Annotated in this window: 10 protein-coding genes and 3 pseudogenes; 2 read left to right on the top strand and 11 right to left on the bottom strand. The window is 71.0% G+C overall.

Annotation, left to right across the window (positions count from 1 at the left end):
- Window positions 1-268: 268 nt before the first annotated feature.
- Window positions 269-428, bottom strand: a pseudogene (locus ACP4J3_RS18830) (succinyl-CoA--3-ketoacid-CoA transferase); the annotation flags it as partial.
- Window positions 429-530: 102 nt separating this feature from the next.
- Here ACP4J3_RS18830 and ACP4J3_RS18825 point away from each other — a divergent pair.
- Window positions 531-962, top strand: a pseudogene (locus ACP4J3_RS18825) (FAD-dependent oxidoreductase); the annotation flags it as partial.
- Between the two features lie 312 nt (window positions 963-1,274).
- Here the strand turns inward: ACP4J3_RS18825 and ACP4J3_RS18820 are convergent.
- The 10 genes and pseudogenes from ACP4J3_RS18820 to ACP4J3_RS18775 form a co-directional block, all read right to left on the bottom strand.
- Complete coding sequence (locus ACP4J3_RS18820; protein ID WP_426535785.1) at window positions 1,275-2,648, bottom strand: DUF6114 domain-containing protein; 1,374 nt, start codon at window positions 2,646-2,648, stop codon at window positions 1,275-1,277.
- Complete coding sequence (locus ACP4J3_RS18815) at window positions 2,639-3,328, bottom strand: DUF6230 family protein (RefSeq protein ID WP_426535783.1); 690 nt, start codon at window positions 3,326-3,328, stop codon at window positions 2,639-2,641. The genes ACP4J3_RS18820 and ACP4J3_RS18815 overlap by 10 nt, the downstream gene beginning before the upstream one ends.
- Before the next feature lie 60 nt (window positions 3,329-3,388).
- Entirely contained in the window at window positions 3,389-3,967 is a 579-nt protein-coding gene (locus ACP4J3_RS18810) for an alpha/beta hydrolase (RefSeq protein WP_426535781.1), read from the bottom strand.
- 68 nt (window positions 3,968-4,035) lie between these two features.
- Window positions 4,036-4,266: pseudogene (locus tag ACP4J3_RS18805) on the bottom strand (hypothetical protein); the annotation flags it as partial.
- 20 nt (window positions 4,267-4,286) lie between these two features.
- Window positions 4,287-5,156 carry an oxygenase MpaB family protein gene (locus ACP4J3_RS18800; protein ID WP_426535779.1) on the bottom strand — a complete coding sequence of 290 codons (870 nt, stop codon included), beginning with the start codon at window positions 5,154-5,156 and terminating at the stop codon, window positions 4,287-4,289.
- Window positions 5,157-5,205: 49 nt separating this feature from the next.
- Window positions 5,206-6,042, bottom strand: coding sequence for an enoyl-CoA hydratase (locus tag ACP4J3_RS18795; protein ID WP_426535777.1), 837 nt, complete (start codon window positions 6,040-6,042; stop codon window positions 5,206-5,208).
- Window positions 6,039-7,058, bottom strand: a complete 1,020-nt coding sequence (locus ACP4J3_RS18790) for an NAD(P)H-dependent flavin oxidoreductase (protein ID WP_426535775.1) — start codon at window positions 7,056-7,058, stop codon at window positions 6,039-6,041. The genes ACP4J3_RS18795 and ACP4J3_RS18790 overlap by 4 nt, the downstream gene beginning before the upstream one ends.
- A gap of 35 nt (window positions 7,059-7,093) precedes the next feature.
- Window positions 7,094-8,587 carry an aldehyde dehydrogenase family protein gene (locus ACP4J3_RS18785; protein ID WP_426535877.1) on the bottom strand — a complete coding sequence of 498 codons (1,494 nt, stop codon included), beginning with the start codon at window positions 8,585-8,587 and terminating at the stop codon, window positions 7,094-7,096.
- A 5-nt stretch (window positions 8,588-8,592) separates the two neighbouring features.
- Window positions 8,593-9,738, bottom strand: coding sequence for an acyl-CoA dehydrogenase family protein (locus ACP4J3_RS18780; protein ID WP_426535773.1), 1,146 nt, complete (start codon window positions 9,736-9,738; stop codon window positions 8,593-8,595).
- 118 nt (window positions 9,739-9,856) lie between these two features.
- Window positions 9,857-11,701: an AMP-dependent synthetase/ligase gene (locus tag ACP4J3_RS18775; RefSeq protein WP_426535771.1), complete on the bottom strand. Its 1,845-nt coding sequence runs from the start codon at window positions 11,699-11,701 to the stop codon at window positions 9,857-9,859.
- Window positions 11,702-11,867: 166 nt separating this feature from the next.
- Between ACP4J3_RS18775 and ACP4J3_RS18770 the strand changes: the two genes are divergently transcribed.
- Complete coding sequence (locus ACP4J3_RS18770) at window positions 11,868-13,049, top strand: TetR/AcrR family transcriptional regulator (RefSeq protein WP_426535769.1); 1,182 nt, start codon at window positions 11,868-11,870, stop codon at window positions 13,047-13,049.
- The last annotated feature ends 42 nt before the right edge of the window (window positions 13,050-13,091 follow it).

Genomic DNA, 13,091 nt, shown 5'->3' with positions numbered 1-13,091 from the left:
GCCAGGGCTTGGCGGGCGTGCGTCGTGAGTGCGCGACCAGGGTCTCGATGCCGCCGCGGATCGCCACGAGCCGCCGTGGAAGGCTTTGGGGATGCCGCGGCACGTGGGGAGTTCGCACTCCTGGACATCGTGCAGTCAGGCCTCCAGCCGGGCGGCGTCGCGGCCGGCGAGCATGGCCCCGAAGCCGCGCACGAGGCGGTGGGCCTGCTCCGATTCGAGCCGGCCAGCCGCCGGCCGTCGCGTTGTCGGCGTCGCAGGGGCGCTGGTTGAGGCCGTCCGGAGTGATGTCCAGGACGTTGAGGTCAGTGATGACCCCGTTGACGCATGCCTGCCCGGTCAGCGGGAGCGTGCATTCGCCGACGCTCTCGGTGAGCCGTCCTTGGCCGTGTACTCCATGGAGCGATGACCTCGCGGGAGCCGTGCACCATGCCGCCCCGCACGACGACATCGACACACCCGTTCAAATCTGAAAATCAGATTGCCCGCAACGGAAACATCTGTTGGACAGAACTGAGGGCAGGTCCGAGGAAATGCCGAGTGAAGAGACTGAGGTAGTCGTCGTCGGGGCGGGCCAGGCAGGCGTGGCGATGAGCGAGCACCGGGGAGCCGCCGGGATACCGCACGTGGTCCTGGAGCGGCACCGCATAGCCGAGCGGTGGCGCTCGGAGCGGTGGGATTCCCTGGTCGCGAACGGGCCCGCGTGGCACGACCGTTTCCCGGGGCTGGAGTTCTCCGACGTCGCCCCCGACACCTTCGCCTCGAAGGAGCAGGTCGCGGACTACTTCGCCGCGTACGCCGAGAAGATCGGCGCCCCGATCCGATGCGGGGTCGAGGTGACTTCGGTGCGCAGGCACGCCGGTCGGCCCGGCTTCCGGGTCGAGACGTCGGAGGGCGCCATCGACGCGCGCTTCGTCGTCGCCGCGACCGGACCGTTCCAGCGGCCCGTGATCCCGCCCATCGTCCCGGACGGCGCCGTCCCCGTGCAGATCCACTCCAGCGGGTACCGCAACCCGGATCAGATGACCGCCCACCTGTGGATCTGGCTGATCACCGCCGCCCACACCCGACTCCGCCTCGTTCGACCGCTTGCCGAGGACCTCCAGGACCTCCGGCACCTCTGGGAAAGACCTGCTGAGCAGCCCGCCGGCTCACCCCCGCACGGGGCCGCCGAGGGGTGCGGCAGCTCCGCGCGAAAACCACCCGTCCCGCAGGTGTGCCCAAACCCTCTCGGCCAGTCGAACAACAAGCTCAGGGAAGTGGGGTCGCCTTCGCTGTCAGCCTCCGGACCGAGTCGTGATCCGCAATCCCGAGTACTCGGCCCGGGGACTGACGATGAGTGTCTGCTGCGCCTTGACCGACTCGAGTGTGAGTTGCGGCAGAGGCACGTTGAGGGGCAGGAAGTCCGGCAGGAGATCGGCTGAGAGCGCGAGCCGGATCGGCACACCGGCCACCCGCAGCGTGCCGCTGAGGGAGGACAGGTACAGGTCCACGTCGTGGATGGTGATGTCGAAGCCGACCCCGAGCCCGGGGCCCGGCTGCGCCGTGTCGAGTCGGTAGTCCCGGAGAGACACGGATGCCGCGTGCATGACGAGAACCTTGACCGCGCCGTCAGTGGTGGGCAGAGTCCGGCTGCCCTTGATCTCGAGCGCGTGGGCGTCGAGCTTCGCGGCGCTGATGTCCGGGGGGATCCGGGCGGGGAGAGGCAGGTCCGTGTCCTCTTCCGGTGCCGGTGGCACCGCCGTCTGGTGGACGCCGGCGGGCTTGCTGGGGAGAGGTTCCACACCGGAGGGGGAGGACGGGGCGGGGGCCGCTCCTGAGGGGCCGCTTCCTGGGGTGGTCGAGGGTGCCGGGGCCGGCTCGTCGGAGGGACTCGGCTCCGGGGACGGGTCGGAGCATGGGGGCGGGGCGGGTGGCCATGGCAGGAGCCAGGGCACCCCGTCCGGGAGGCAGGACTGCGCGTGGGCCGGGCCGGCGGTCATGAGGCTCAACTGGAGGGCGGCGCAGGCGAGTACGCCTCCACGAAGGAGTCGGCGGGGAGTGCGCCGGGACCCGACTCGGCGTCGCAACCCCGGCTTCCGGAGGATCGGGGCCGCAACGCGGTTGGCGGTGGCGTCGCTTCGTGCGGTGTCGTCCGCGCGGGGGGCGGCCGGGACCGGATGCGAGTCGCCGTCCGCGTCCGTCCGTTGCCCGTCTTCCGACACGTCAGCTGTGGGGTCTTCGGCTGCCGGCTGGCCGGGGTGTTCGGTGCCCCGCCCGCCCTCCCGCGGATGGCCGGAGCCGGGGCCTTCGGCCGCCGGTGTGGCGCGCCAGCCGAAGGCCATACTCGATCCCAGGACACCGAGGAGCATGCCGATGCCGAGGCCGCCGAAGTTCGTAGTGGCGAAGGAGACGACGGAGAAGGCGGCGGACACCACCGCGGTGAACACCCGTTGCTGCGGGCGGGTCCAGAAGACCACCCCTGCGGCGAACAGGACCACCCCCACCCCGAGGGCCGTCGTCCCCGCCGGGCCGGCGGTGAGCATGATTTCCACGGGGGCGATCGGCGGGGCGACGATGAAGCAGCCGCCCGCCATTACCCAAAGCCCCGCCCAGAAGGGCCGGGTGCGCCGCCAGTGACGGAAGTCCGCCCGCACCTGTGTCAGCCGCATGCCGCTGACCCTCGCTTGATATGCAGATCGAGACCGGAGAGCTTGAAGCTGCCGCTGGTGAGGTTGTGCGCGGTGGTGCTGAAGTCCTGGAGGGACATCCCTGACGCCTGCAGTCCGAAGCGTCCCTTCGGCCCTCGTCCGCCCTCTCCGGCTCGGTTCAGCTGTGAGGCGTCCACACCGACTTCAACCTGGGACAGACTCCCCTTGGCCCCGAGCACGTCGGTGGCGTCGGCAGTGAAGTTCTCGACGGTTGCGGGGCTGTTGCCGCCCGACTTGAGGCTCAGTGTCACGTCGCCGATGAGCGGGAGGCGTAGCCCTTGCGTCAGGCACAGACTGCGCAGAGAGGCCGAGCCGAAGCCGAGCCGGATGGTCTCCAGCTCCTTGCCGTCGGCCGATCTGACGGAGGAGGGGAAGCCGGTCATCTGATGGCCTTCGACCTGGTCGGCGGTGACCGTGAACTGCTTTCCCGAGACGCCGACGCTCGCGGCCAGGGCTCCTTGCGCCATGGCGACCGTCATCGTCGCGATCGCGAGCATGGACGGCACCATCAGCAGGCTTGCCCGCCTCCACCGCGTTCCCCCTTCGCCGGGCAGCAGCGGAGCTCTCTTTCCGCGGGTGGTGTCGGCGGCTGCGCCGGTGTCGGTGGCGTGTGGGTCGCGGTATTGCTTCGAGCGGAACATGGTGCCTCCTGTCAGTGAGTGGGGCTGAACGTTCTGGCGCGGAGGGGGCGAGGGAAGCCGTCACCGGGAACCTCCGGCCGCGGTAGTGGGCGGCAGTGCGGCCCGCGTGGTGTCGAGTACGACGGCCAGGCGGGCCGCCGGATCGTCCGGGAAGGGCACATGGCCGCAGCCCGGCAGAGTGACGTGGCGTGCCCAGGGGGCGAGTCGGCGGGCCCGACGGGACTGGGTGGCGTGGGTGAGCAGCACGTCGCGCCGGCCCCAGGCGATCGTCACGGGGATGGTGGGGAGCTGCCCCGGTGTTCCCGGGTACCGGCGATCCAAGCCGGCGAGTGCCGGGTCCACGCCCTCGGCACGCAACAGAGCCTCGGCGTCGGCGAGCGCGCGGCTCGGGTCGAGGCCACGTGGCTTCCCGTAGACGGCGCCGCACAGCAGTCCGCGGGCGGTGCGGGACCGTACAAGGGCCGGAAGGACGGGGCGCAGCGGACGCGCCAGGGCCCGCATGGTGCGTATGACGGTACGCGTCCAGAGGAGTCCGGGGCGACGCCAGAACCCGATGGGTGCGAAGGCGACCACGGACCGGGCGACGCCCCGGCGTCCGAGTTCGGGTGCCACCGCGCCGCCCATCGAATTGCCCGCCACGTGCCGTCGGCGTGAGCGCCCGCGGGTGACTCGCCGAAGCCGGGCAGGTCGACGGCGACGACGTCGTGGTGGGTGGCGAGCAGGGTCGAGACCGGGGACCAGACGCCCCGCGTGCAGCCGATACCGTGCAGGAGCAGGAGGGGCTCCCCTGTGCCGAGCCGGTCGTGGGCCGGCGTCGGTGGTGCCTTCCCGGGCGTGGACCCGGGTTCCGGTCCGGGACCGGCGGTCTGGATCGGACGGTCACTGGACACCGGTGGTCTCCTTCGAAGCAGTCGGTGACGGCTCGGCCTCAGGGCCATGGCGTTGCCGGATGCGCGCCTCACCGGCCGATGTCTGCCTTTGACTGGTCGGCGCCGAGATCGGCGGGGCAGAAGCCCGCGGGGTATCCGGGATAGCAGCGGGCGCCGACGGAGCTGGTGAGGGAGGCACGGCGGCGCGGCGGCAGCAGGCGCACCACCGCTGCCCGGCCGCGCAGGGCGGCCCGCACCGTCCGCCCGGCCCAGGCCGGTGCCGGGGGGAGACCCAGGGCGCCCAGCATGGGCGGATCGAGCTGGCTGCGCGCCGCCGTCTCGACCAGGGGCCGCAGCGGCCGCGGATACCAGGAACGGAAGAGGTCCATGGTGTACCGGCCGATCGCCTGGTTGGCGGGGCTGTGGGCGAACCGCTCACGCTCGAAACGCTGTTTGAAGTCGCGGAACGAGGCGTAGCCGGCCGGGATGTCACGGATGCCCATACGGTGGCCGACTTCGGAGTAGTGGTGGAACGCGGCGTGCCGCTCATGGGGGTGGAGGGGGCGCCAGCCGAACTCGGTGATCCAGTCGATGGGTTCGTAGACGAACGTGGACAGGGTGTACAGCATGTCGTCGTTGCTGATCGTGTACTTGCGGTGCTGCCGGTTGATTACGCGGAGTGCTTCCTTACCGCGTGTGGAGTCGTAACCGTGCTCGGCGATCTCGGCCATCAGCAGGGCGGTGTCGTCGTACCGCTTCTGCGGCCGATGCTCGAATTCCCCTGTCCTGGCGAGCAGTTCGGAGATGCTGGGCACGCAGAAGGTGCGCAACAACGCGAATTCGAGGGCTCGCAGGTAGTCCCACGGGAACTCGTGGCCCGAGGATATGCGGTAGATCTCCGTCGCGTCGGCGACCGGGTCCAGGTCGGCGATGCGGTCCAGCCAGTGGTATCGGCGCATGGTGCCCTTCCTGCAGGGGTGACTCTTCGACGTTCGGTCTTCGGGCGCCTCACGCGCCGGTGAAGCGTGGTGCGCGGTGCTCGTGGAAGGCGCGGACGCCTTCGGCGAAGTCGGCGCCTTGGAACAGGCGTAGTTGTCCAGCTCGTTCCTGTGACAGGGCGTGGTCGAGACCGGCGAGGGTGCTCGCGCGCAGCGCACGCTTGGTCTCGGCGTAGGCCGCGGTCGGGCCGGTCGCGAGGGCCGCTACGACCTTGTCTGCCTCAGCGGCCAGTTGGTCGTCGGGGACCACGGCGGAGATCAGGCCCCAATCGAACGCCCGCTGCGCGGGGACGCGTTCGGCGAGCAGGGCCATGCGTGCCGCACGGGCCCGGCCGATGGCGGCCGGGATGGTGGTGGTGGCCCCGCCGTCGGGCATGAGTCCGACGTTCGCGAACGCCAGCAGGAAGTAGGCGGACTCCGCGGCCCAGATCAGGTCGCAGGCGGTGGCGATCGAGCAACCGACCCCGGCCGCCGGTCCGTTGACCACCGCGACCACGGGTTTCGGCGCGTCGGTGATGGCGCGGATGAGGCGGTTCGCGGCGTCGATGCCGTTCTCGGCGGCATCGCGTGCTCCAGGGCGGCGGGCTTCGGGCTCGCCCGCTTGAGGTCCGTCCGCTGGGGCGATGTCACCGCCCGCGTCGGCCAGGTCCGCGCCCGTGCAGAAGGCCCGGCCGGTGCCGGTGAGCGTGATGACACGTACTGCCGTGTCCGCGGCGGCCTTCTCGACGGTGTCAGCCGCGGCCCGTAGTACGGCGGCGTTCAGGGCGTTGAGCCGCTGCGGACGGTTGAAGACGATCCGCAGCACCCCTTCGGCGTCGTCGACGAGGAGGTACGGCCCGCCGCTCACCGCGCGGTCCCCTCGGCCATGGTGGTGCGGCCCGGTGTGCGTCCAGCGGTGACGAGGGCCCCGAGGCGGCCCTCGATCAGTGCCGCCGCCTCGGTGACGATGCGGGTGACCAGGTCGGCCACGGTGGGGATGTCGTGGATGAGGCCCTGCACCGTCCCCGAGCTCCAGATCCCGGCTTCGAGGTCACCCTCCTCGAACACCTTGCGGCCACGGGCCCCGGCCACCAGGTCACGTACGTCGCCGAACTGCCCACCGGCGTCGAGGATCTCCACCACGCGCCGGCTGACTGAGTTGCTCGCCACCCGGGCGGTGTTGCGCAGGGGCCGGAAGACCAGCTCGGTGTCACGTTCGGTGTTGGCGACGATCTGCCGCTTCACCCGCTCGTGGACCGGCGCCTCGGCGGTGCACAGGAACCGGGTGCCCATGTTGATGCCGTCGGCACCGAGTGCCAGGGCCGCCACCAGACCTCGGGCGTCGGCGATGCCACCGGAGGCGAGGATAGGCACGGTGAGCCGGTCGGCGGCCGCCGGGATGAGCACCAGGCCGGGAACGTCGTCCTCGCCCGGGTGCCCGGCGCACTCGAAGCCGTCGATGCTGACCGCGTCCACGCCGAGGTCCTGCGCCTTGACGGCATGCCGGACGCTGGTGCACTTGTGCACCACTTTGATCCCGGCGGCGTGGAAGGCGGGCAGGTGATCGGCAGGGTTGGACCCTGCCGTTTCGACGACCGTGATGCCGGCCTCGATGATCGCCTGCCGGTACTCCTCGTACGGTGGCGGGGTGATGGCGGGCAGGATCGTCAGGTTCACGCCGAACGGTTTGTCGGTCAGGTCGCGGCAGCGCCCGATCTCCTTGACCAGGGCTTCCGGCGTGGGTTGGGTCAGCGCGGTGAGGAATCCCAGGGCGCCCGCGTTGGCGACGGCGGCGACGAGCTCCGCGCGCCCCACCCACTGCATGCCGCCTTGGACAAGGGGGTGCTCCACCCCGAAGGTCTCGGTGAAACGGGTCGTCAGCATGGACGCGGAACTTCCCTTCTGGGCACGGTAAGTGGTCACCGCGCGCGGCCGTGGATGCGGGTGAGGGCGGCGCGGAGCAGCCGCATGGTCCGAGGGCCGCGCCGGAAGGTCGGCAGCGACATCCCCGGAATCGGGAACCGCTGGCGTGCCAGGGACTGGGTGCGAGTGAACGCGAGCAGTCCCTCAAGCCCGTGAATGCGGCCGAAGCCCGAGTCGCCGACGCCGCCCATGGGCAGGGCGGGGATCGCCGCGTACGCCAGCATCGCGTTGACGGAGACGGTTCCGCAGCGCAGCCGCCGGGCGATCGCCCGGCCGTGGCGGCGGGAGAACACCGTGGCTCCCAGGCCGAAGCGGGTGCCGTTGGCCAGCCGTACGGCCTCCTCGACGTCGTCCACGGTGCGCAGGACGACCAGCGGGCCGAACGTCTCCTCCTGCGCCGCCGGATGCGACTCCGGTACGTCGACGAGGACGACCGGATCAATGTACGGCGGGCGCAAGGCGTCCACGCCCCCGACCAGGGCGGTGGCGCCGGCCTCGATGGCGCTGGTGAGGTGGCGGCGTACCACGTCGATCTGGTCCGCTACCGTCATCGGGCCGTAGGCGTCGCCCGCGCGGATGTCCCGCAGCCCAGCACGGAGCGCGGTGCAAAACCGCTCCGCCACGGGCCGTTCCACATAGACCCGTTCCACCCCGATGCAGGTCTGGCCGGCGTTGCTCATCGCGCCCCAGGCGACCGCTTCGGCGGCGGCGTCCACGTCGGCGTCGGCCGCGACGATGACCGGGTCCTTGCCGCCGAGCTCCATCAGCACCGGCGTGAGCCGCTCGGCCGCGGCCGCCATGACCTTCCTTCCGGTCGCGGCCGAGCCGGTGAAGGCGATCAGGTCGACCCCGGAGCCGACCAGGGCGGCGCCCGTATCGCCCTCGCCGAAGACCGCGGTGAACACCCCTTCGGGCAGGTCCGGGTTGGCCGCCGCGAAGGCGTCGACACAGAACTTCCCGATGGCCGGGGTGTGTTCGCTCGGCTTGAACACCACCGCGTTTCCGGCGGCCAGCGCGTAGGCGATCGAGCCGATCGGGGTGTTGACCGGGTAGTTCCACGGGCCGATCACTGCGACGACGCCGAGCGGATGGCGTTCGATGCGGGCCTGGAAGTTGGCCATCAGCGCCCCGGGCGACACCCGGCGCGCGGCGAGGGCCTGCCCCGCGTGCCGGGCGGACCAGCGGATGTGTCCGAGCGCGAGCGCCAGTTCCAAGTAGGCGTCCTCGGCCGGTTTGCCGTTCTCGGCGTGTACCAGTTCGCACAGCGCGTCGGCGTCGCGGACCAGGTACGCGGCCCAGCGCAGCAGGGCCCGGCGCCGCTCACGCCAGGGCAGCGTGCTCCAGTGGGCCCCCGCCCGGCGGGCCTGGTCCACCGCGTCGTGCACCTGGGCGGGGGTGTGCAGAGGCAGTTCGGCGATGAGGTCTCCGGTGGCGGGGTTGACCGAGCGGAGTCGGCGCTCTTCGGTGACAGTGGTCCTGGCTTGGTTCATCGTGGTCACAGCCCGAAGGTCTTGCCGATGATGTCGCGCTGGATCTCGCTGGTGCCGCCGTAGACGGTGGACACCACTGTCGAGCGGAGCATGCGTTCCATGCCGTACTCCAGCGCGTAGCCGTAGCCGCCCATCATCTGCATGCCGTCCAGGGCCACGGCCTTGGCGAGTTCGGTGGCCTTGAGCTTGGCCATCGATGCCTCGCGCGGCAGCATCCGCTCGGGCTCGGCATCGATCCGGCGCGCCACGTCGTGGACGAGGAGGCGGGTGCACTCCAACTCCGTGGCGTGATCGGCGAGCCGGTGCCTCAGCGCCTGGAAGGTGCCGACGGGGCGTCCGAACTGGTGGCGCTCCTTGACGTATGCCAAGGTGTCGTCGAAGGCGCGCCGGGCGATGCCGAGCATGGTCGCGGCCAGGATCATCCGCTCCAGGTTCAGACCGGCCATCAGCTGGCGCCAGCCCTGGCCGACCTCGCCGACCACGGCGTCCTCGGGCAGGAAGCAGTCGGTGAAGTAGAGGTCGTTGACGTCGGGGCCGCCGAGGGTCTCGATGGCATGGATGTCCAGGCCCTCGGCCTCCGGCGGCACCGAGAACATGGTCAGGCCCTCGTGCTTGGTGCCGGCGGCGGAGGTACGGGCGACCAGCAGGATGTGCTCGGCCAGATGCGCGTTGGAGCACCAGGTCTTCTGGCCGTTGATCACCCAGCCGCCGTCGCGCCGCTCGGCCTTGCAGGTCAGCGCGGCCACGTCCGACCCCGCGCCTGGCTCGGACATCGAGATCGCGAGGACCTTGCCCTTGAGGAAGTCGCCGAGCACCCGATGCTTCTGCTCTTCGGAGCCGAACTTCTGGTACGAGGCGGCCGCGATCGCCGATGTGGAGAAACCGCCGATCGGGGCCTGCCAGTAGGCGGTGGTCTCCAGGAACAGCGCCAGCTCGGCCATGCCCTGGCCCCCGCCGCCGTATTCCTCGGGCACCGCGATGCCCGGCCAGCCGAGCTCGGCCATCTTCCGGTACAGCTCGGGGCTGTGCTGGTGGCTGCCGCCGGCGGTGAGTTTGTCCCACTGTTCGCGGGTGCCGAACTCGCGGCGGCAGAAATCGGTGAGCGCGGCGGTGAAGCCCCGCTGCTCAAGAGTCAGTACGTCGGTCACCACGACACCTCTTGTCGGGTCGGTCCGGGCATGGCGCGGTCAGGGCAGCGGCGGGCGTCCGCGTTCGGGAACGGGTCCGGCGGCGCGCGGCCGGTGTGCACGGGGCGTCAGCGGGGCGTGTTCACAGAGGGTTGTCAGCAGGTGCGTACAGCGCGTCGATCTCGGCCGCGTACCGCTGCTCGATCACGCGGCGCTTGAGTGAGAGCTTGGGCGTGAGCTCCCCGGTCTGGGGTCCCCAGGGCCGGTCGAGCACATGGAAGGCCTTGATCTGCTCGGGCCGGGACAGCGCGGCGTTGGCCCGCTCGACCGCGGTGGCCACTTCCTTCAGCAGGTGCGGCTCCGCGGCCAGCTCCTTGATGCCGGTGACGCTCAGGCCGTGCGCCTTCGCCCAGGCGGGAGCGGCCTCCTCGTCGAGCACCAGCAGAGCGGTGAGGTAGGGGTGGCGGTCACCGATCACCGCGGCGTAGCCGATCAACGGGTGCGCCCGCAGCAGGGACTCCACGCGGCTGGGCGCGATGTTCTTGCCGCTCGCGGTGATGATGAGTTCCTTCTTGCGGTCGGTGATCCGCAGCATGCCGTCGGAGTCGAAGGTGCCGACATCGCCGGTGGCCAGCCAGCCCTCCGCGTCCACGGCCGATTCGATCCGGCCGTCCGGCTGCAGGTAGCCGAGGAACACCAGGGGGCCGCGCACCTCGATCTCGCCGTCGGCGGCGAGGCGCACCTCCATGCCGGGAACCGGCAGGCCGACCGTGCCGGCCCGGTAGCGGTCCGGGTAGGTGCTGGTGGCCGCGCCGGTGGTCTCCGACAGGCCCCACACCTCCATGATGGTCAGGCCCAACGAGCCGAAGAACTCCAGGACTTCAGCCGGGATCGGAGCGGCACCGCTGCCCAGCCTGACCGCGTCGGCGAGCCCGAGCTGCTCCCTGAGCGGACGCAGTACCTTGGCGTCGGCCTCGGCGAGGACCGCAGCCAGATCAGGAGGCAGAGCACCGCCGCCCGAGCGGATCCGGTACGCCTGAGCTGCCGTCTCCCGGGCGGCGTCCACCGCCGCCCGGCGCGGCTCGTCGAGGGCGGCAAGCACCCCCTGGAGGGCGGCGGCGAACTTCTCCCAAACCCTGGGCACACCGAAGAAACCCTCCGGGCGTACCGCGATCAGTGTGGGCAGCAACTGCGCCGGGTCGGGGCAGATCGTCACGTGGGCCGCGGTGTAGACCGGCAGATACATGCCGAGCGCCCGTTCGGCGACATGCGCCAGCGGCAGGTAGGCGATCAGCCGGGGATGGTCCGGCCCGGCGTTGATCAACTCCTGGGCCGCGCACTGATAGAGGGCGCCTCGGTGCGAGAGCACCACGCCCTTCGGGTCGCCGGTGGTGCCCGAGGTGTAGATCATTGCGAGGGGGTCGTCCTGCCCGATGGCGTCGGCCCACTCCTGGGCACGTTCGGGAAAGCGGCGGTGCAATTCCCCGCCCTGGGCCACCAGTTCGGCGTACGCGACACACGGGAGGTCCGCGAACTCGGCAGCCGGGTCGAGCAGCACCACGGCACGCAAAGACTCCATCGAGGCCAGCGCCGGACGCCAGCGCTCGATCTCCGTGGCCCCCTCCAGGACCACCACGGTCGCGCCGCTGTGCACGGCGACCTGGCGGATCTGGTCCGGGCTGAGCGTCGCGTACGTGGTGCACGGGATCGCGCCGAGTTGCACCGCGGCGAAGTCGATCGCCCAGTGCTCGGGGCGGCTCGACATGGCGATGAGCATGCGGTCGCCGCGCCCGAGACCGACCGTGTGCAACCCGTGTGCGGCGGCAAGTACCTCGTCGCCCAACTCCTGCCACGTCCAGGTCAGGTGGTCCGTCCCGGCCCGGCCGGTGAGGGCCGGCAGGTCGGCGAACTCGGTGGCGTTGCGGCGCAGCAGGCGTGGCAGGGTCCACGCTCCCACCGCGCGGGTGATGTCTGATTCGGTAACCATGGGCCGCTCCCTTCGGCGAGCGCCGGGCACGCCCCATATGACAGACCCGGCCTGCACTGCCTGTCAATAGATGCGAATGGTGACTTACTTATCGCGGCATCTCGCCAGGTCGACGGGAGGGTGGGTCCGATGTGCCCTCACCTTGGAGGATGGCTACACTCGCCGCATGCCCAGCCCTCCGCGCCGACGACCCAAGAACCGCAAGGCGACGATCGCGCTCGCCGCGGCCGAGCTGTTCTGCGCCCGCGGCTACCACAACGTCGGCATCGAGGACATCGCGAAGGAGGTGGGCATCACCGGCCCCGCGATCTACCGGCACTTCGCCACCAAGCAGGCTGTGCTCGCGGCCTCGGTCGACGAGCTGGGCACGAGCTTCGCCGAGTGCGTCCACTCGGCCGACGCGGTCGAGGACCCCGCCGAGCGGCTGCGCGCCGTGCTGCCCTCACTGGTGCGCTTCGCCTTCGACCGCCGCGCGGTGGCCCGGCTCTACCAGTGGCAGGGGCGCCATCTCCCGCCGGAGCAGCGCGAGTTGCTCGCCGAGCGGTTCGACGACTCGGTACGCACCCTGCGCGACCTGCTGATCGCGTCCCGGCCCGAGCTGCCCAAACGCGACGCCGCCACGCTGGTGACGGCCGCACTGAGCGTGATCGCCAGCCCGTCCACCCATCGCGCGGCCCTGGCCAGGGCGCAGGCCGAGCGGACCATCCTGGACTGCGCCACGGCCGTGCTCCGCGCCGACCTCCCCGCACCCCGACCTGCCGCTCCGCGCGGCTACCGGCCCGAGCAGGGCGCGCTGCTGCCGCGTCGCGAGCGGCTGCTCACCGAGGCCGTACGACTGTTTCGCGAGCACGGCTACCACGAGGTGTCCATCTCCGACATCGGCGAGGCGGCCGGCATCAACGCCTCCAGTGTCTACCGTCATTTCGCGAGCAAGGCAGATCTCCTTGCCGCCGCCTACTACCGGGCCAGCAGCCGCCTGGAACTGGCCGTTTCCGAGACACTGCTCGACGCCGCCACTCCCGCGGAGGCGATGCGCCGGCTCATCGGCACCTATGTGCGGCTCACCTTCACGCACGCCGAACTGCCCGAGGTGTACGCCGCCGAGAGCGAAAATCTGCCCCCTGCCGACCGCCACAGGCTGCGTGTCGAGCAGCGTCGGCATGTGGACACCTGGGTGGGCCTGCTGGCCGAACTGGACCCCGACCAGCCGTCGGCGGCGTTGCGCTTCCGAGTGCACGCGGCGTTCAACGTGGTGAACGACTTGGCCCGCGCGGGCGGGGCGTCGGTCACCGTGGAGCGCGCCGCGACACTGGTCCTATGCGTCTTCGGTATGGCGAATGACGACTAACTTCTTGGAGTGGCTGACATCTGTGACAGGCGCCCGGCCACT

Source organism: Streptomyces sp. UG1 (assembly GCF_049974585.1).
Classification (GTDB): Bacteria; Actinomycetota; Actinomycetes; order Streptomycetales; family Streptomycetaceae; genus Streptomyces.
The sequence above is the reverse complement of the archived record's forward strand: the minus strand, read 5'-3'. Positions and strand labels throughout refer to the sequence as shown.